The organism is Pseudomonas sp. SWRI77, assembly GCF_014269105.1.
Lineage (GTDB): Bacteria > Pseudomonadota > Gammaproteobacteria > Pseudomonadales > Pseudomonadaceae > Aquipseudomonas > Aquipseudomonas capeferrum.
The window spans coordinates 107,627-123,705 of the sequence record NZ_JABWRV010000004.1 but is presented as its reverse complement, the minus strand read 5'-3'; the positions used below and the strand labels follow the sequence as shown (position 1 = coordinate 123,705).

Sequence of the window (16,079 nt, the reverse complement as noted above, 5' to 3'; positions counted from 1 at the left end):
TGGCGCCCCTTTCGCTACCTACCTGATGGCCCCCAGGTTCGCCTCGCTCATATCCAACTCCCCCAGCACCTGCCGCACCACCTCATCGCCCACCAGGTGCTGGCGATGCAGGTTGTACAACTCCAGACGCTGCGCCCGCAGCGCACGCAAGCGCAAACGCCGCTCAAGCAAGTCCATCTGCTCAGCCAGGGCCCGCGCCTCGGCCGTGTCGTTGTAACTGTTCAGCTCGTCGCGGTACTCCGCCATCAGCCGCGCCTTGAGCTCGGTTGCCAAGGTCGCCTGGGCCGCATCCTGCGGTGCATTGGCGTCGATTACCTCCTCCGCCTCCAGCGCATGAATCGCAGCCTCTGCGGTACGTCGCCAGACTTCCAGTACTTCCTGATGCAGGCGCTCGTCGGGGCTTTTGGTCACACCGCGCAGCAAGATCGGCAAGGCGATACAGGCACTGATCAGCGACAACAGGATCACCCCGGCCGCAATGAAAATCAGCAGGTCACGCTCGGGGAAGGCCTTGCCCGCCCCCATCAGCAGCGGCACCGACATCACACCGGCCAAGGTGACCGCACCGCGTACGCCACCAAGGGTCAGCAACCAGCAGGAACGCGCCGTTGGCATCAGCACCAACGCCGGCTTGCCGCGCCAACGGCGCACCACCCCGATGGCCCGCCAGATGCTCTGCACCCAGATGAACCGCAGCAGGATCAACGCGGCAAAGATCGCCAGCACATCCAGGCAGCGCCAGGCCAGGGTCGGCCACACGGTGGGCTCGTGGCTCACCACGGCCTTGATGATGTCCGGCAACTGCAAGCCGAGCAGCAGGAAGATCAAGCCATTAAAGGCAAACTCCAGCAACGACCACACGCTGCGGTTGAGCAGGCGGGTGCTGGTCTGGCGTGGCAGCAGGTCGAGCCAGCTCTGCATCATGCCGGCAGCTACCGCCGAGAGGATGCCGGACACACCCAGGCGCTCGGCCAGTACGTAAGCGGCAAAGGGCAGCAGCAGCATGAACACCACGTGCGTAGCCGGGTCGTCCCAGCCCCGCGCGATCATCCAGGTGCGCAGCCGGCCGATCAGCCAGCTCAGCGCAACGCCGACCGCCAGGCCGCCGAGGGCAACCAGGACGAAACTGAAGCTGGCATCGGCCAACGAGAACACCCCGGTAATCGCTGCGGCCAGGGCAAACTTGAACGTCACCAGGCCCGAGGCATCGTTCATCAACGCTTCGCCCTGCAGCATGTGCATCAGCGGTGTCGGCAAGCGGTCCTGGGCGATGGCCGAGACCGCCACGGCATCGGTCGGCGACAGCACGGCCGCCAGGGCGAAGGCGACTGCCAGCGGGATGCTGGGCAGCAGCCAGTGAATGAAGTAACCAGCGCCCACCACGGTGAACAGCACCAGGCCCACGGCCAGCGCCACCACTGGGCCACGAATGCGCCACAGCTCGCGCTTGGGAATGCGCCAGCCGTCGGCAAACAGCAGCGGTGGCAGGAACAGGAAAAGGAACAGTTCAGGGTCAAGGGCCACGTGCAGGCCCAGGGTCGGCCAGGCTAACAAGGCACCGGCGGCGATCTGCACCAAGGGCAGCGGCAGCGGAATGATTCGGCCGACCAGTTTTGACACGCTTACCAGCGTCAGCAGGATGAGGACGGTATAGGCTGACTGCATCCGTTAAAGCTTCCTTTGTGAACCAGAACTCAAACAAGGCGAAACATCGCCACGAAACACTATGTTAGCGGGGACTGCTGAAACGAGGCCGCTGCACGATAGTCGCAGGTAGCGACTGAATATGTAACATGATGATACTTGGCTATCGTATCGATGCCGATGCGCGCCCGCAGACTTGAAATGATGCCGTATAAACGTATACTCATGCATAACGAATAACGTTAAGCATTAAGCCCGATGATTCGAAGCTTCAGTTGTGCTGACACGGAAGCACTCTTTACCACTGGAAAGACGCAGCGATGGTCGGATATCAAGTCTGTTGTGGAGCGCAAACTCGCCATGCTCGATGCCGCAGCAGCGCTGCGGGACCTTCGCTCGCCACCTGGCAACCGTCTCGAGCCGTTGAGCGGCAATCGGGACGGCCAGCACAGTATTCGCGTCAATGACCAGTGGCGCTTGTGCTTTATCTGGACCGAAAACGGTCCGGTTAACGTTGAAATAGTCGATTACCATTGAGGTGCATCATGCTCAAGAACGGTATGCGTCCAATACATCCCGGTGAAGTCCTGCGTGAGGACTTTCAGAAAGAAATGGGCTTCAGTGCTGCCGCGTTGGCAAGGGCGCTGGGCGTCGCCACGCCAACTGTCAACAATATTCTGCGCGAACGGGGCGGCGTGTCTGCCGACATGGCGCTGCGTCTTTCCATCTGCCTGGATACCACCCCTGAATTCTGGCTCAACCTGCAGAGTACTTTTGATCTGCGAACTGCCGAACAGCGACATGGCGACGAGATCATCGGGGCGGTACAGCGCCTGGTCGCTTGAGACACACCCTGATCAGGGGCGCCACGGGCGTGGCGCCGCGAGGATCGTTCACGCATAATCCCGCGACTGACATTCGAAAATGGAGAGATTGGGGCAGCCTGTGGCCTCAATGTACACAATGACCTACACGCTCTACGGCATCAAAGCCTGCGACACCATGAAAAAGGCGCGCACCTGGCTCGAAGACAAAGCCATCGGCTACGAATTCCACGACTACAAGACCCAAGGCATCGACCGTGACAGCCTGAACCGCTGGTGCGACGAACACGGCTGGGAAGTCATCCTCAACCGTGCCGGCACCACCTTCCGCAAGCTCGACGACGCCAGCAAGGCCGACATTGACCAAGCCAAGGCCGTCGAACTGATGCTGGCCCAGCCGTCGATGATCAAGCGTCCGGTACTCGACCTTGGCACGCGCACATTGGTCGGCTTCAAGCCGGACCTGTACGCCGCCGCACTGGCCTGAGCCCGTCACCGCTCAATACCCTATTTCGCACGAGGTAATCACATGTCCAATACTCTGTTCAGCCTGGCCTTCGGTGTCGGCTCCCAGAACCGCCAGGGTACCTGGCTGGAAGTCTTCTACGCCCAACCTCTGGTCAACCCAAGCGCCGACCTGATCGCCGCCGTTGCCCCGATCCTGGGCTACGAAGGCGGTAACCAGGCCATTGCGTTCAGCAACGGGCAAGCGGCGCAACTGGCCGAAGCCGTGAAAGGTGTCGATGCCGCCCAGGCCGCCCTGCTGACCCGCCTGGCCGAAAGCCACAAGCCGCTGGTCGCCACCTTGCTGGCCGAAGACACAGCGCTGACCTCGACCCCAGAGGCCTACCTCAAGCTGCACCTGCTGTCGCACCGCCTGGTCAAGCCGCACGGCGTGAGCCTGGCCGGCATCTTCCCGCTGCTGCCGAACGTTGCCTGGACCAACCTGGGCGCCGTCGACCTGGCCGAGCTGGCCCAACTGCAACTGGAAGCGCGCCTGAAGGGCGAGCTGCTGGAAGTGTTCTCGGTAGACAAGTTCCCGAAAATGACCGACTACGTGGTCCCGGCCGGCGTGCGCATCGCCGACACCGCCCGTGTGCGCCTGGGCGCCTACATCGGCGAAGGCACCACCATCATGCACGAAGGCTTCGTCAACTTTAACGCCGGCACCGAAGGCCCGGGCATGATCGAAGGCCGCGTGTCGGCAGGCGTGTTCGTCGGCAAGGGTTCGGACCTGGGCGGCGGCTGCTCGACCATGGGCACCCTGTCCGGCGGCGGCAACATCGTCATCAAGGTTGGCGAAGGCTGCCTGATCGGCGCCAACGCCGGTATCGGCATCCCGCTGGGCGACCGCAACACCGTCGAAGCCGGCCTGTACATCACTGCCGGCACCAAGGTGAACCTGCTGGACGAGCACAACGAGCTGGTCAAAGTGGTCAAGGCCCGCGACCTGGCCGGCCAGACCGACCTGCTGTTCCGCCGCAACTCGCTGAACGGCGCTGTGGAGTGCAAGACCCACAAGTCGGCCATCGAGCTGAACGAGGCGCTGCACGCCCATAACTGAGAACCTTCCACGGTTTGAAGTGATAAGATCGGGTCTGGCGTAATGCCAGACCCGTTTTTCATTCCAGGCCCCGCGAACATGTTCCAGCCCTCCCCCTGGCGTGCCGATTTCCCCGCCATCGACGCCCTGCAACGGCAGCACCAGACCTACCTGGACAGCGCCGCCACCAGCCAGAAACCGCAAGCCCTGCTCGATGCCCTGAGCCATTACTACGGCCATGGCGCGGCGAACGTGCACCGTGCCCAGCACTTGCCCGGCGCACTGGCGACCCAGGCGTTCGAAACCAGCCGCGACAAGGTTGCCGCCTGGCTCAATGCCGCCGACTCGCAGCAGATCATCTTCACCCACGGCGCCACCTCGGCCTTGAACCTGCTGGCCTACGGCCTGGAACACCGCTTCGAAGCCGGCGACGAAATCGCCGTCAGCGCCCTGGAGCACCATGCCAACCTGCTGCCCTGGCAACAGCTGGCCCGGCGACGCAACCTGCGCCTGGTGATCCTGCCGCTGGACGTGCAGGGCCGTATCGACCTCGACCAGGCACTGCAACTGATCGGGCCACGCACGCGGGTACTGGCGGTCAGCCAGCTGTCCAACGTGCTCGGCACCTGGCAACCGCTGCCAGCCTTGCTGGCCCACGCCCGGGCGCAAGGCGCGCTGACCGTGGTCGATGGCGCCCAAGGCGTGGTGCACGGCCGTCATGATGTGCAGCAGTTGGCCTGCGATTACTACGTGTTTTCCAGCCACAAGCTGTACGGCCCGGAAGGTGTCGGCGTGCTCTACGGCCGCAGCCAGGCGCTGGCGTTGCTGCGTCACTGGCAATTTGGCGGTGAAATGGTGCAACTGGCCGAGTACCAGAGTGCCAGCTTCCGCCCCGCGCCACTGGGGTTTGAAGCCGGAACCCCGCCCATCGCAGGTGTTATCGGCCTGGGCGCGACACTCGATTACCTGGCCAGCCTCGATGCCCATGCGGTCGAACGGCATGAGTCCAGCTTGCACCAGCACTTGCTGCGTGGCCTGGCCGACCGCGATGGCATCCGGGTGCTCGGTGCACCGCAGACGGCGTTGGCCAGCTTCGTCATCGAGGGGGTGCATAACGCAGACATCGCCCACCTGCTGACCGAACAAGGCATCGCCGTACGTGCCGGCCATCATTGCGCTATGCCGCTGCTCAAGGGGCTGGGGCTGGAGGGGGCGATTCGAGTGTCGCTGGGGCTGTATAACGACAGCGATGACCTGCAGCGCTTCTTCGAGGCGCTGGATCAAGGGCTGGAGTTGTTGCGATGAATGTGCCGACACCTGCCCGCGAAGCACTGGAACAGTTCGAACAGGCCCGTGGCTGGGAACAACGTGCACGGCTGCTGATGCAGTGGGGTGATCGGCTTGAGCCGCTGAGCGATGCGGACAAATGCGAGCGCAACCGCGTGCATGGCTGTGAAAGCCTGGTGTGGCTGGTGGCTGAGCAGCATGACGGCCAGTGGCAGTTCAAGGCCAGCAGCGATGCACGGTTGTTGCGCGGGCTGCTGGCGTTGCTGCTGGTGCGGGTGCAGGGCTTGGCCAGCAGCGAGCTGGCTGACCTGGATCTGCGGGCCTGGTTCCACCAGCTAGGGCTAGAACGGCAGCTGTCACCCTCGCGCAGCAATGGGCTACATGCGGTGTTGCAGCGCATGGCCGAGCTGGTTTCTGTCAGTTGAATCGGCGTCGGATGCTTCGCGGGGCAAGCCCGCTCCCACAAGAACACGCTCATCAATGAGTTAACGGGCGAAAAATGCTGCACAGATCGTGCGCCTTACTCGGGCTTGACCCGCTCCGAAGGCCGCCTGGCACCTGCCACCAGCTTTTCCACGGCCTTGCTCGCCGCCACCATGGCAAAGGTCGCAGTCACCATCATCACCGCGCCAAACCCGCCCGAGCAGTCCAGGCGCACGCCTTCACCGACGAAGCTCTTCTGCAGGCAAACGCTGCCATCCCCCTTGGGGTAGCGCAGCTGCTCGCTGGAAAACACACAGGGCACACCGTAGTTGCGGCTGACATTGCGCGAGAAGTTGTAGTCGCGGCGCAAGGTCGAGCGTACCCGCGAGGCCAGCGGGTCGTTGAAGGTCTTGTTGAGGTCACCGACCTGGATCTGCGTCGGGTCGATCTGCCCACCTGCGCCACCGGTGGTGACGATGGCGATCTTGCGGCGCTTGCACCAGGCGATCAGTGCGGCCTTGGCCATGACACTGTCGATACAGTCGATGACACAGTCGAGCCCTTCGGTGATGTACTCGGCCATGGTTTCGCGGGTCACGAAGTCAGCTACCGCATGCACCGTACACGCCGGGTTGATCGCCCGCAGGCGCTCGGCCATGACTTCGACCTTGGGCCGGCCCACCTGCCCTTCCAGGGCATGGGCCTGGCGGTTGGTATTGCTGACGCAGACATCGTCGAGGTCGAACAGGGTGATTTCGCCCACGCCACTGCGGGCCAATGCTTCGGCCGCCCAAGAGCCGACCCCGCCGATACCGACGACAGCTACATGGGCCAACTTCAGCCGTTGCAGGCCATCGTCGCCGTACAACCGGGCAACGCCGGCGAAGCGTGGATCTTCTGTGCTCATCTTGCTACCCCGAAGCTCATACCCCAAAAAACGGCGCGCATTATATGCCAATGGCGCCCGTAGCCTCCATCGTTAGGAAAGTGCCTACCAATCCTGCTTTAATATTCACTCAATTCGACAGACTTGGACGACAATGTCATCACGCAAATTCGGCCTCAACCTGGTCGTGGTCCTGGCCATCGCTGCGCTATTTACCGGGTTCTGGGCGCTGATCAACCGCCCGGTGTCCGCGCCTGCCTGGCCGGAACAGATCTCCGGCTTCTCGTATTCGCCGTTCCGTCTGGGCGAAAGCCCGCAAAAGGGCCAATACCCCAACGACGACGAGATGCGCCAGGACCTGGAGCAGATGAGCAAGCTGACCGACAGCATCCGCATCTATACCGTAGAGGGCACCCAGGCCGATATCCCGCGCCTGGCCGAAGAATTCGGCCTGCGGGTGACCTTGGGCATCTGGATCAGCCCGGACCTTGAGCGCAACGAGCGCGAAATCGCCAGCGCCATTGAACTGGCCAACACCTCGCGCAGTGTGGTGCGGGTAGTGGTGGGCAACGAGGCGCTGTTCCGCGAAGAAGTCACCCCACAAGCCTTGATCCAGTACCTGGACCGGGTACGCGCGGCGGTCAAGGTGCCGGTCACCACCAGTGAGCAATGGCATATCTGGAAGGAAAACCCGGAGCTGGCCAAGCACGTCGACCTGATCGCCGCGCACATCCTGCCTTACTGGGAATTCGTGCCGATGAAGGACTCGGTGGAATTCGTGCTCGACCGCGCCCGCGAGCTCAAGCAGCAGTTCCCACGCAAGCCACTGCTGCTGTCGGAAGTCGGCTGGCCAAGCAACGGCCGTATGCGCGGCGGCGCCGATGCCACCCAGGCCGACCAGGCCATCTACCTGCGCACCTTGGTCAACACCCTCAACCGCCGTGGCTACAACTACTTTGTCATCGAGGCCTACGACCAGCCCTGGAAAGCCAGTGACGAAGGCTCGGTAGGCGCCTACTGGGGCGTGTTCAACGCCGAACGCCAGCAGAAGTTCAACTTCGATGGCCCCGTGGTCGCCATCCCGCAGTGGCGGGCCCTGGCCGTGGCGTCGGTGGTACTGGCGATGATTGCCCTGGCCGTGCTGCTGATCGACGGTTCGGCCTTGCGCCAGCGTGGCCGCACCTTCCTGACCTTCATCACCTTCCTGTGTGGGTCGGTGCTGGTGTGGATCGCCTACGACTACAGCCAGCAATACAGCACCTGGTTCAGCCTGACCGTCGGCGTGCTGCTGGCGCTGGGGGCCTTGGGCGTGTTCATCGTGCTGATGACCGAGGCCCACGAACTGGCGGAGGCGGTATGGATTCACAAGCGACGGCGCGAGTTCCTGCCGGTGCAGGCCGACAGCGCCTACCGGCCCAAGGTGTCGGTGCATGTACCGTGCTACAACGAGCCGCCCGAGATGGTCAAGCAGACCCTCGATGCCCTGGCCGCGCTGGATTACCCCGACTACGAAGTGCTGGTGATCGACAACAACACCAAGGACCCGGCCGTGTGGGAGCCGCTCAAGGCGCACTGCGAGAAGCTTGGCGAGCGCTTCAAGTTCTTCCACGTCGCGCCGTTGGCCGGTTTCAAGGGCGGCGCACTCAACTACCTGCTCCCGCACACCGCCAAGGACGCCGAAGTGATCGCGGTGATCGACTCGGACTACTGCGTCGACCGCAACTGGCTCAAGCACATGGTGCCGCATTTCGCCGACCCGAAGATCGCCGTGGTGCAGTCGCCGCAGGACTATCGCGACCAGCACGAAAGCGCCTTCAAGAAGCTGTGCTACAGCGAATACAAGGGCTTTTTCCACATCGGCATGGTGACCCGCAACGACCGTGACGCGATCATCCAGCACGGCACCATGACCATGACCCGCCGCACAGTCCTGGAAGAACTCGGCTGGGCCGAATGGTGCATCTGCGAGGATGCCGAACTGGGCCTGCGGGTATTCGAGAAAGGCCTGTCGGCCGCCTACGCCCACAACAGCTACGGCAAGGGCCTGATGCCCGACACCTTCATCGACTTCAAGAAGCAGCGCTTCCGCTGGGCCTATGGCGCCATCCAGATCATCAAGCACCATGCCGGCGCCCTGCTGCGCGGCAAGGGCAGCGAGCTGACCCGTGGCCAGCGCTACCACTTCCTGGCCGGCTGGCTGCCGTGGGTGGCCGACGGCATGAACATCTTCTTCACCGTCGGCGCATTGCTGTGGTCGGCGGCGATGATCATCGTCCCGCACCGGGTCGACCCGCCGCTGATGATTTTCGCCATCCCGCCCCTGGCGCTGTTCTTCTTCAAGGTCGGCAAGATCATCTTCCTGTACCGCCGGGCGGTCGGGGTCAACCTCAAGGATGCCTTCGCCGCGGCGCTGGCGGGGCTGGCGTTGTCGCACACCATCGCCAAGGCGGTGTTGTACGGGTTCTTCACCAGCAGCATGCCGTTCTTCCGCACGCCGAAGAACGCCGACAGCCACGGGGTGTTGGTGGCCCTCTCCGAAGCGCGTGAAGAGCTGTTCATCATGTTGCTGCTTTGGGGCGCGGCACTGGGCATCTTCCTGGTGCAAGGGCTGCCAAGCTCGGACATGCGCTTCTGGGTGGCGATGTTGCTGGTGCAGTCGTTGCCGTATCTGGCGGCGTTGGTGATGGCGTTGCTGTCTTCGCTGCCAAAGCCTGCGGACAAGGTTGCGCAGCCACAGCAGGCCTGAAAATCCGGGGGCGCTTTGCGCCCCATCGGCCTGCTTGTTTGATATAAGATAACGCCCCTCGTTTTTCCGCCTTGCCTTGCCCCGGAGTTCCCCATGACGGCCCCTGCCGAGCTCTCGCCTACCCTTCAACTGGCCTGCGACCTGATCCGTCGCCCCTCGGTCACCCCCGTCGATGCCGACTGCCAGGCACAAATGATGAGTCGCCTGGGCGCCGTGGGCTTCACCCTCGAACCCATGCGCATCGAGGACGTCGACAACTTCTGGGCCACCCATGGCAACCAGGAAGGCCCGGTGCTGTGCTTCGCCGGCCACACCGACGTGGTGCCGACCGGCCCGGTGCAGCAGTGGCAGCATGAGCCGTTCGAAGCGCTGATCGACACCGACGGCATGCTCTGCGGCCGTGGCGCCGCCGACATGAAAGGCAGCCTGGCCTCGATGGTGGTGGCCAGCGAGCGTTTCGTGCGTGACTACCCGGGCCACCGCGGCAAGGTCGCCTTCCTGATCACCAGCGACGAAGAAGGCCCGGCCCACCACGGCACCAAGGCCGTGGTCGAGCGCCTGAAAGCGCGCAACGAGCGCCTGGACTGGTGCATCGTCGGCGAGCCTTCGAGCACCAACCTGCTCGGCGACGTGGTCAAGAACGGCCGCCGCGGCTCGCTGGGCGCGAAGCTGACCGTACGTGGCAAGCAAGGCCATGTGGCCTACCCGCACCTGGCGCGCAACCCGATTCACCTCGCCGCCCCCGCCTTGGCAGAACTGGCGGCCGAACACTGGGACGAAGGCAACGCCTTCTTCCCGCCGACCAGCTTCCAGATCTCCAACCTCAACTCCGGCACTGGCGCCACCAATGTGGTACCCGGCGAACTGACCGCGCTGTTCAACTTCCGCTTCTCCACCGAGTCGACCGTCGAAGGCCTGCAACAGCGGGTAGCGGCGATCCTCGACAAGCATCAGCTTGAGTGGAGCGTCGAGTGGGCGCTGTCTGGCCTGCCGTTCCTCACCGAACCGGGCGAGTTGCTCGATGCCGTGTCGGCCAGCATCAAGGCCGTCACCGACCGTGATACCCACCCCTCCACCAGTGGCGGCACCTCGGACGGCCGCTTCATCGCCACCATGGGCACCCAGGTGGTCGAACTCGGCCCGGTCAACGCCACCATTCACCAGGTCGATGAGCGGATCCTGGCCAGCGACCTCGACTTGCTGACCGAGATCTACTACCAGACCCTGGTCCGGTTGCTCGCCTGATGCTCGCCTGCCCCCTCTGCCAGGCAGCCCTGACACCGCTCGACAACGGCGTGGTGTGCCCTGCGGGCCACCGCTTCGACCGTGCGCGCCAGGGTTACCTGAACCTGCTGCCGGTGCAGCACAAGAACAGCCGTGACCCCGGTGACAACCAGGCCATGGTCGAAGCCCGTCGCGACTTCCTCGACGCCGGCCACTATGCCCCGGTGGCCCGCCGCCTGGCCGAGCTGGCCGCCGAGCGCCGGCCCGGTGCCTGGCTGGACATCGGTTGCGGTGAAGGCTATTACACCGCGCAGCTCGCCAACGCCCTGCCCGATGCCGACGGCTATGCCCTGGACATCTCGCGCGAGGCGGTCAAGCGCGCCTGCCGGCGTGATCCAGCGGTTACCTGGATGGTCGCCAGCATGGCCCGCGTGCCCCTGGCAGATGCCAGCTGCCAGTTCATCGCCAGCGTGTTCAGCCCGCTGGACTGGGCCGAAGCCAAACGCCTGCTCAGCCCCGGTGGCGGCTTGATGCGGGTCGGCCCGACCAGCGGCCACCTGATGGAGCTGCGCGAAGTGCTCTACGATGAAGTGCGTCCGTATGCCGATGACAAGCACCTGGCCCTGGTGCCGGAGGGCATGGCTCACGCGCACAGCGAAACCCTCGAGTTCCGCCTGAGCCTCGCGGCGCCCAAGGCACGCGCCGACCTGCTGGCCATGACCCCGCACGGCTGGCGCGCCAGCGCCGAAAAACGGGCACAGGTGATCGTCCAGCCCGAGCCGTTCGAGGTCACGGTTTCCATGCGTTATGACTATTTCGTGCGCCAAGACTGAGCACACCCGGAGCCCTTATGCGCCAACCTGATATCGAGATTTACCTGAAGGACGCCGACGTCGACCACAAGCAGATTGCCGACTGGCTGGCCCAGGCCGTGGGCCCGTGCAGCGAGTGGCAGCAGAAAGGCCAGACCTTCAAGTGCAAGGCCGTTAACATTCCAGTCACCTGGTTACCCAAGGCTGTGGGGAAATGGAACAGCCTTTACCTGGAAAGCGACCAGACCCCGTGGGCTGATGACATCGCCTGCGCCCGCGCGGCGCACGCCGCACTCGGCGTCGAAGTCCGCTGTGCACCGGGTGGCTGGGTCGAGGAAGACGGTGAAGAAGATGCCGATCGCTGGGTCCGCATCAGCGCCGACGGTGAAGAGGAAATCACCTGGCGCACTTCTTGAGCTGCAAGCTTTAAGTTGCAAGCGCCAAGACGGATCGCATCAGGCTGCAAGTACACGGTCACTTGCAGCTTGAGGCTTACAGCTTGAGGCTCAGAGCCCTACTACGTCCTCGGCTTGCAGGCCTTTCTGGCCCTGCACGCAGGCGTACTCGACCTGCTGCCCTTCGACCAGGGTACGATGCCCCTCACCGCGGATCGCGCGATAGTGGACGAACACATCCGCACCACCTTCGCGTTGAATGAAGCCATAGCCCTTGGCATCGTTGAACCACTTTACATTCCCAGTCTCACGAGACGACATCTGAACTACTCCGGATTTTTATTGTGAAGATCGCCTTGTAGGCACGCAGTCATCACCACGTGCCGACGCCGCTTGCCGAAATATCCTGCAAGTGGCAGGCCGAGTATATGACACAGATTAAAAAAAATTGATGACGCCTCCACTTTTTGCCGATTTTTGCTGAACTTACGCACATACGGCAGACTAAATGGCTGGATACTCACCTGAAAATCATTCCCAGGGCACACACCCCATGACCCGTTCCCCCCTGCGCCGCCTGATCTTCGGCGCCCTGCGTCGCCTGTTGTACCTGTGGGTGCGCTCCGAGACCATCAACCAGTCGTCGCTGACGCTCAAGCTCGACCGCAGCCGCCCGGTGTTCTATGCCCTGCCTTCGCCCTCACTGACTGACCTGGCGGTACTCGACCGCGAATGCACCAAAGCGGGGCTGCCACGCCCGGTGCTACCGGTGGCCGTGGGCACATTGCAGGAACCGGCGGCGTTCTTCTACCTGACGCCCGACCCCGACTGGCTGGGCCGCCAGGACAAGAGCGGCGCCCCGCCCACCCTCGAACGCCTGGTCGCAGCGGTAAGCCAGCATGCCGAGGAAGATGCGCAGATCATCCCGGTGAGCGTGTTCTGGGGCCAAACCCCCGCCAGTGAGTCCAGCCCATGGAAGCTGCTGTTCGCCGACAGCTGGGCGGTCACCGGGCGCCTACGCCGGCTGCTGACCGTGCTGATACTGGGGCGCAAGACCCGCGTGCAGTTCTCTGCCCCGATCCACCTGCGCGAACTGGTGCAGCACAACAAAGGCCATGAACGCACCGTGCGCATGGCCCAGCGCCTGATGCGCGTGCACTTTCGCAACCTCAAGACGGCAGTCATCGGCCCGGACATCTCGCACCGACGCAACCTGGTCAAAGGCCTGGTCCATGCCCCGCAGGTGCGCCAGGCCATCAGCGATGAGGCCGAGCGTGAGGGCATCCCGCTGGCCAAGGCCGAAGCCCAGGCACTGCGCTATGGCAACGAGATCGCCTCGGACTACACCTACACCGCGATCCGCTTCCTTGAAGTGGTACTGAGCTGGTTCTGGAACAAGATCTACGACGGCATCAAGGTCAACCACATCGAGCAGGTGCAGGGCATCGCCCCTGGCCACGAAGTCGTCTACGTGCCCTGCCACCGCAGCCACATCGACTACCTGCTGCTGTCCTACCTGCTGTTCAAAAACGGCCTCACCCCACCGCACGTGGCGGCCGGCATCAACCTCAACATGCCGGTGGTCGGTAGCCTGCTGCGCCGTGGCGGGGCCTTTTTCATGCGCCGTACCTTCAAGGGCAACCCGCTTTATACCGCTGTGTTCAACGAGTACCTGCACACGCTGTTCAGCAAGGGCTTCCCGGTGGAGTACTTCGTCGAAGGCGGCCGTTCGCGCACCGGGCGCATGCTGCAGCCGCGCACCGGCATGCTGGCGATCACCCTGCGCAGCTTCCTGCGCTCTTCGCGCACGCCGATCGTCTTCGTGCCGGTGTACATCGGCTACGAGCGCGTGCTCGAAGGCCGCACCTACCTGGGCGAGTTGCGCGGCGCCAGCAAGAAGAAGGAATCAATCTTCGACATCTTCAAGGTGTTCAGCGCGCTCAAGCAGCGTTTTGGCCAGGTCTATGTCAACTTTGGCGAGCCGATCCGTTTGGCCGGCTTTCTCGATGCACAGCAACCCGGCTGGCGCGAGCAGGAGCATGGCCCGCAGTTCCGCCCAGCCTGGTTGAATGAAACCACCACACGCCTGGGTGAAACCGTAGCCCGCCACCTCAATGGGGCTGCGGCGATCAACCCGGTCAACCTGGTGGCCCTGGCGCTTCTGTCCACCAGCCGTCACGCCCTCGACGAACGCGCCCTGTGCCGCGTGCTCGACCTGTACCTGGCGCTGTTGCGCCAAGTACCGTATTCGCCCCACACCACCTTGCCCGAAGGCGACGGCATGGCGCTGATCGAGCACGTGAAGGGCATGAAGCTGCTGGCTGAGCAGAAGGACGCCTTGGGCCGCATCCTGTACCTGGATGAAGCCGATGCGGTGCTGATGACCTATTACCGCAACAACGTCCTGCATATCTTCGCCCTGCCGGCGCTGCTGGCGAGCTTCTTCCTCAGCAGCTCGCGGATGAGCCGTGAACTGCTTGGCCAGTATGTCAAAGCGCTGTACCCATACCTGCAGGCCGAGCTGTTCCTGCGCTGGGCACCCGAGCAACTGGACGAGGTGATCGACCAATGGCTAGCGGCGCTGGTCGCGCAAGGGCTGCTGCGCCAGGAAAACGATGTATACCTGCGCCCGGCCCCCAGCTCGCGCCCGTTCGTGTTGCTGACCTTGCTGGCCCGCAACATCACCCAGACCCTGCAGCGCTTCTACATGGCCACCTCGCTGCTGCTCAACAGCGGCCAACACAGCCTGAGCGCCGAAGCACTGGAAGACCTCTGCGTGATGATGGCCCAGCGCCTGTCGATCCTGCATGGCCTGAATGCCCCGGAGTTCTTCGACAAGAGCCTGTTCCGCCACTTCATCCAGACGTTGATCGAGCAAGGGGTGCTGCAAGCGGACGCGCAAGGCAAGCTGGGCTATCACGAGAAGCTCGCCGAGCTGGCCGAAGGGGTCGCCAAGCGTGTGCTCTCGGCAGAGCTGCGGCTGTCGATCCGCCAGGTAGCCTTGCATCGCGACGATGCCCTGGAAACTTCGGCCCTCTAAGGCTTCATCTACCGCGCAAATCCGTTAAAGTCCGTGGCGTTGGCCACAAGCCAACGCCACGGACAACGGAGATTCCATGAAAAAGCTCGTAATGCTGTGTTGTGCATCCCTGCTCGCAGCCTGCTCCAGCCACACCCCGTCGCCCCAGGCGAGCCTTGAGGGTGAAGTCTTCTACCTGCAGCGCATCGCCCTGCCGCCCACCGCCACCCTCAGCGTGGAGCTGCAGGATGTGTCGCTGATGGACGCCCCTGCCGTCACCCTGGCGCGCCAGGCCGGCCCGGTCAAAGGCAACGTGCCACTGCCGTTCCACCTCACCTACGACCCGGCCCAGGTCAAGCCTGGCCACCGCTATGCGGTGAGTGCCCGTATCGAACTGGACGGCAAGCTGCTGTTCATCAACACCGAGCATCACGGCGTCACGCTGGATGGCAGCGACGTGCAGCCAGTACGGGTCAAAGTCGACCCCGTGCGCTGATACCCGCCTATTTCTGTTCAAAAGGAAAGCTTCATGATTCGCTCCTCCCTGCGTTTCACCGCCCTGTGCGCCGGCCTGTTGCTGTCGGCCAGCGCGCTGGCCCTGTCGCTTGGCGACCTGACCCAGAAGGACGCCAGCGGTGGCCTGAAAGACGCCCTGACCCAGGGCGCGCAGATTGCCGTCAAGCAGCTGAGTGCCCCCGGCGGCTTCAGCAACAACCCGGACGTGCGCATCGAGTTGCCGGGCAACCTCGGCAAGGCCGCCAAGGCCATGAAGATGTTCGGCAAGGGTGACCAGGTTACAGCCCTGGAAGACAGCATGAACAAGGCCGCAGAGGCGGCGGTACCGCAAGCCCAGGCAATCCTGGTGGATGCGGTGAAGAACATGAGCGTGACCGATGCCAAGGGCATCCTCAGCGGTGGCGACGACTCTGCCACCCAGTACCTGAACAAGAGCAGCCGCGAGCAGATCCGCGCCAAGTTCCTGCCGATCGTCAAGGCAGCGACCGACAAGGTTGGCGTGGTTCAGCAATACAACAACTTTGCCGGTCAAGCTTCAGCCCTGGGGCTGGGCAGTGCCAAGAGCGCCAATGTCGAGAGCTACGTGACCGAAAAGGCCCTGGATGGCCTGTTTGAAATGATCGCCAAGCAGGAGCAGAGCATTCGCCAGAACCCGGCCGAGGCCGCTACCAGCCTGGCCAAAAAGGTATTTGGCGCACTGTGATGCCAAGACGACAAGGCCGCTCCTGCGCAGGAGCGGCCTTGTGTCGCGAAAGGAGGG

16 protein-coding genes are annotated in these 16,079 nt (G+C 63.5%); 13 read left to right on the top strand and 3 right to left on the bottom strand.

The window, feature by feature from the left end:
- Positions 1 to 18: 18 nt before the first annotated feature.
- Positions 19 to 1,665, bottom strand: coding sequence for a Na+/H+ antiporter (locus HU766_RS05845; RefSeq protein ID WP_186654477.1), 1,647 nt, complete (start codon positions 1,663 to 1,665; stop codon positions 19 to 21).
- Positions 1,666 to 1,902: 237 nt separating this feature from the next.
- Here HU766_RS05845 and HU766_RS05840 point away from each other — a divergent pair, with 237 nt between their 5' ends.
- The 6 genes from HU766_RS05840 (at position 1,903) to HU766_RS05815 (ending at position 5,723) form a co-directional block, all read left to right on the top strand.
- Positions 1,903 to 2,181, top strand: a complete 279-nt coding sequence (locus HU766_RS05840) for a type II toxin-antitoxin system RelE/ParE family toxin (protein ID WP_186654474.1) — start codon at positions 1,903 to 1,905, stop codon at positions 2,179 to 2,181.
- Positions 2,182 to 2,189: 8 nt separating this feature from the next.
- A complete protein-coding gene (locus HU766_RS05835) occupies positions 2,190 to 2,489 on the top strand; it encodes a HigA family addiction module antitoxin (protein ID WP_186654466.1) in 300 nt (99 codons plus the stop codon).
- A gap of 118 nt (positions 2,490 to 2,607) precedes the next feature.
- Positions 2,608 to 2,955, top strand: coding sequence for an ArsC family reductase (locus HU766_RS05830; protein WP_077068598.1), 348 nt, complete (start codon positions 2,608 to 2,610; stop codon positions 2,953 to 2,955).
- A 42-nt stretch (positions 2,956 to 2,997) separates the two neighbouring features.
- Positions 2,998 to 4,032, top strand: coding sequence for a 2,3,4,5-tetrahydropyridine-2,6-dicarboxylate N-succinyltransferase (gene dapD, locus HU766_RS05825; protein ID WP_186654464.1), 1,035 nt, complete (start codon positions 2,998 to 3,000; stop codon positions 4,030 to 4,032).
- 78 nt (positions 4,033 to 4,110) lie between these two features.
- A complete protein-coding gene (locus HU766_RS05820; protein WP_186654462.1) occupies positions 4,111 to 5,316 on the top strand; it encodes a cysteine desulfurase in 1,206 nt (401 codons plus the stop codon).
- Complete coding sequence (locus HU766_RS05815) at positions 5,313 to 5,723, top strand: SufE family protein (RefSeq protein WP_186654460.1); 411 nt, start codon at positions 5,313 to 5,315, stop codon at positions 5,721 to 5,723. The genes HU766_RS05820 and HU766_RS05815 overlap by 4 nt, the downstream gene beginning before the upstream one ends.
- Before the next feature lie 95 nt (positions 5,724 to 5,818).
- On the opposite strand, the gene tcdA is transcribed toward HU766_RS05815, so the two are convergent.
- On the bottom strand, positions 5,819 to 6,628 hold the full coding sequence (gene tcdA / locus HU766_RS05810) for a tRNA cyclic N6-threonylcarbamoyladenosine(37) synthase TcdA (protein WP_095064085.1): 810 nt from the start codon (positions 6,626 to 6,628) through the stop codon (positions 5,819 to 5,821).
- Positions 6,629 to 6,761: 133 nt separating this feature from the next.
- Between tcdA and HU766_RS05805 the strand changes: the two genes are divergently transcribed.
- The 4 genes from HU766_RS05805 to HU766_RS05790 all read left to right on the top strand — a co-directional run bounded on the left by HU766_RS05805 (position 6,762) and on the right by HU766_RS05790 (position 11,805).
- The gene (locus HU766_RS05805; protein ID WP_033700895.1) at positions 6,762 to 9,353 is read left to right on the top strand and encodes a glycosyltransferase; all 2,592 of its coding nucleotides are present in this window, start codon (positions 6,762 to 6,764) and stop codon (positions 9,351 to 9,353) included.
- 93 nt (positions 9,354 to 9,446) lie between these two features.
- The gene (gene dapE / locus HU766_RS05800; protein WP_186654456.1) at positions 9,447 to 10,598 is read left to right on the top strand and encodes a succinyl-diaminopimelate desuccinylase; all 1,152 of its coding nucleotides are present in this window, start codon (positions 9,447 to 9,449) and stop codon (positions 10,596 to 10,598) included.
- Complete coding sequence (locus HU766_RS05795; RefSeq protein WP_186654446.1) at positions 10,598 to 11,410, top strand: putative RNA methyltransferase; 813 nt, start codon at positions 10,598 to 10,600, stop codon at positions 11,408 to 11,410. Before dapE ends, HU766_RS05795 begins: the two co-directional genes overlap by 1 nt.
- 17 nt (positions 11,411 to 11,427) lie before the next feature.
- A complete protein-coding gene (locus HU766_RS05790) occupies positions 11,428 to 11,805 on the top strand; it encodes a hypothetical protein (protein WP_186654443.1) in 378 nt (125 codons plus the stop codon).
- Positions 11,806 to 11,895: 90 nt separating this feature from the next.
- Here the strand turns inward: HU766_RS05790 and HU766_RS05785 are convergent, their stop codons facing one another.
- On the bottom strand, positions 11,896 to 12,105 hold the full coding sequence (locus HU766_RS05785) for a cold-shock protein (RefSeq protein ID WP_027595776.1): 210 nt from the start codon (positions 12,103 to 12,105) through the stop codon (positions 11,896 to 11,898).
- A 232-nt stretch (positions 12,106 to 12,337) separates the two neighbouring features.
- Between HU766_RS05785 and plsB the strand changes: the two genes are divergently transcribed.
- The 3 genes from plsB (at position 12,338) to HU766_RS05770 (ending at position 16,022) form a co-directional block, all read left to right on the top strand.
- Positions 12,338 to 14,824, top strand: a complete 2,487-nt coding sequence (plsB, locus tag HU766_RS05780; RefSeq protein WP_186654438.1) for a glycerol-3-phosphate 1-O-acyltransferase PlsB — start codon at positions 12,338 to 12,340, stop codon at positions 14,822 to 14,824.
- Positions 14,825 to 14,900: 76 nt separating this feature from the next.
- A complete protein-coding gene (locus tag HU766_RS05775; protein WP_033700902.1) occupies positions 14,901 to 15,299 on the top strand; it encodes a YbaY family lipoprotein in 399 nt (132 codons plus the stop codon).
- 33 nt (positions 15,300 to 15,332) lie between these two features.
- A complete protein-coding gene (locus HU766_RS05770; RefSeq protein ID WP_033700903.1) occupies positions 15,333 to 16,022 on the top strand; it encodes a DUF4197 domain-containing protein in 690 nt (229 codons plus the stop codon).
- The last annotated feature ends 57 nt before the right edge of the window (positions 16,023 to 16,079 follow it).

What these genes read in the sequence shown, in the direction of transcription:
- HU766_RS05820 (WP_186654462.1), top strand. Translation starts at nt 4,111, where the DNA reads ATGTTCCAGCCCTCCCCCTGGCGTGCCGATTTCCCCGCCATCGACGCC.
- HU766_RS05770 (WP_033700903.1), top strand. Translation starts at nt 15,333, where the DNA reads ATGATTCGCTCCTCCCTGCGTTTCACCGCCCTGTGCGCCGGCCTGTTG.
- HU766_RS05835 (WP_186654466.1), top strand. Translation starts at nt 2,190, where the DNA reads ATGCTCAAGAACGGTATGCGTCCAATACATCCCGGTGAAGTCCTGCGT.
- HU766_RS05840 (WP_186654474.1), top strand. Translation starts at nt 1,903, where the DNA reads ATGATTCGAAGCTTCAGTTGTGCTGACACGGAAGCACTCTTTACCACT.
- tcdA (WP_095064085.1), bottom strand. Translation starts at nt 6,628, where the DNA reads ATGAGCACAGAAGATCCACGCTTCGCCGGCGTTGCCCGGTTGTACGGC.
- HU766_RS05815 (WP_186654460.1), top strand. Translation starts at nt 5,313, where the DNA reads ATGAATGTGCCGACACCTGCCCGCGAAGCACTGGAACAGTTCGAACAG.
- HU766_RS05785 (WP_027595776.1), bottom strand. Translation starts at nt 12,105, where the DNA reads ATGTCGTCTCGTGAGACTGGGAATGTAAAGTGGTTCAACGATGCCAAG.
- HU766_RS05790 (WP_186654443.1), top strand. Translation starts at nt 11,428, where the DNA reads ATGCGCCAACCTGATATCGAGATTTACCTGAAGGACGCCGACGTCGAC.
- dapE (WP_186654456.1), top strand. Translation starts at nt 9,447, where the DNA reads ATGACGGCCCCTGCCGAGCTCTCGCCTACCCTTCAACTGGCCTGCGAC.
- HU766_RS05775 (WP_033700902.1), top strand. Translation starts at nt 14,901, where the DNA reads ATGAAAAAGCTCGTAATGCTGTGTTGTGCATCCCTGCTCGCAGCCTGC.
- HU766_RS05795 (WP_186654446.1), top strand. Translation starts at nt 10,598, where the DNA reads ATGCTCGCCTGCCCCCTCTGCCAGGCAGCCCTGACACCGCTCGACAAC.
- dapD (WP_186654464.1), top strand. Translation starts at nt 2,998, where the DNA reads ATGTCCAATACTCTGTTCAGCCTGGCCTTCGGTGTCGGCTCCCAGAAC.
- HU766_RS05845 (WP_186654477.1), bottom strand. Translation starts at nt 1,665, where the DNA reads ATGCAGTCAGCCTATACCGTCCTCATCCTGCTGACGCTGGTAAGCGTG.
- HU766_RS05830 (WP_077068598.1), top strand. Translation starts at nt 2,608, where the DNA reads ATGACCTACACGCTCTACGGCATCAAAGCCTGCGACACCATGAAAAAG.
- plsB (WP_186654438.1), top strand. Translation starts at nt 12,338, where the DNA reads ATGACCCGTTCCCCCCTGCGCCGCCTGATCTTCGGCGCCCTGCGTCGC.
- HU766_RS05805 (WP_033700895.1), top strand. Translation starts at nt 6,762, where the DNA reads ATGTCATCACGCAAATTCGGCCTCAACCTGGTCGTGGTCCTGGCCATC.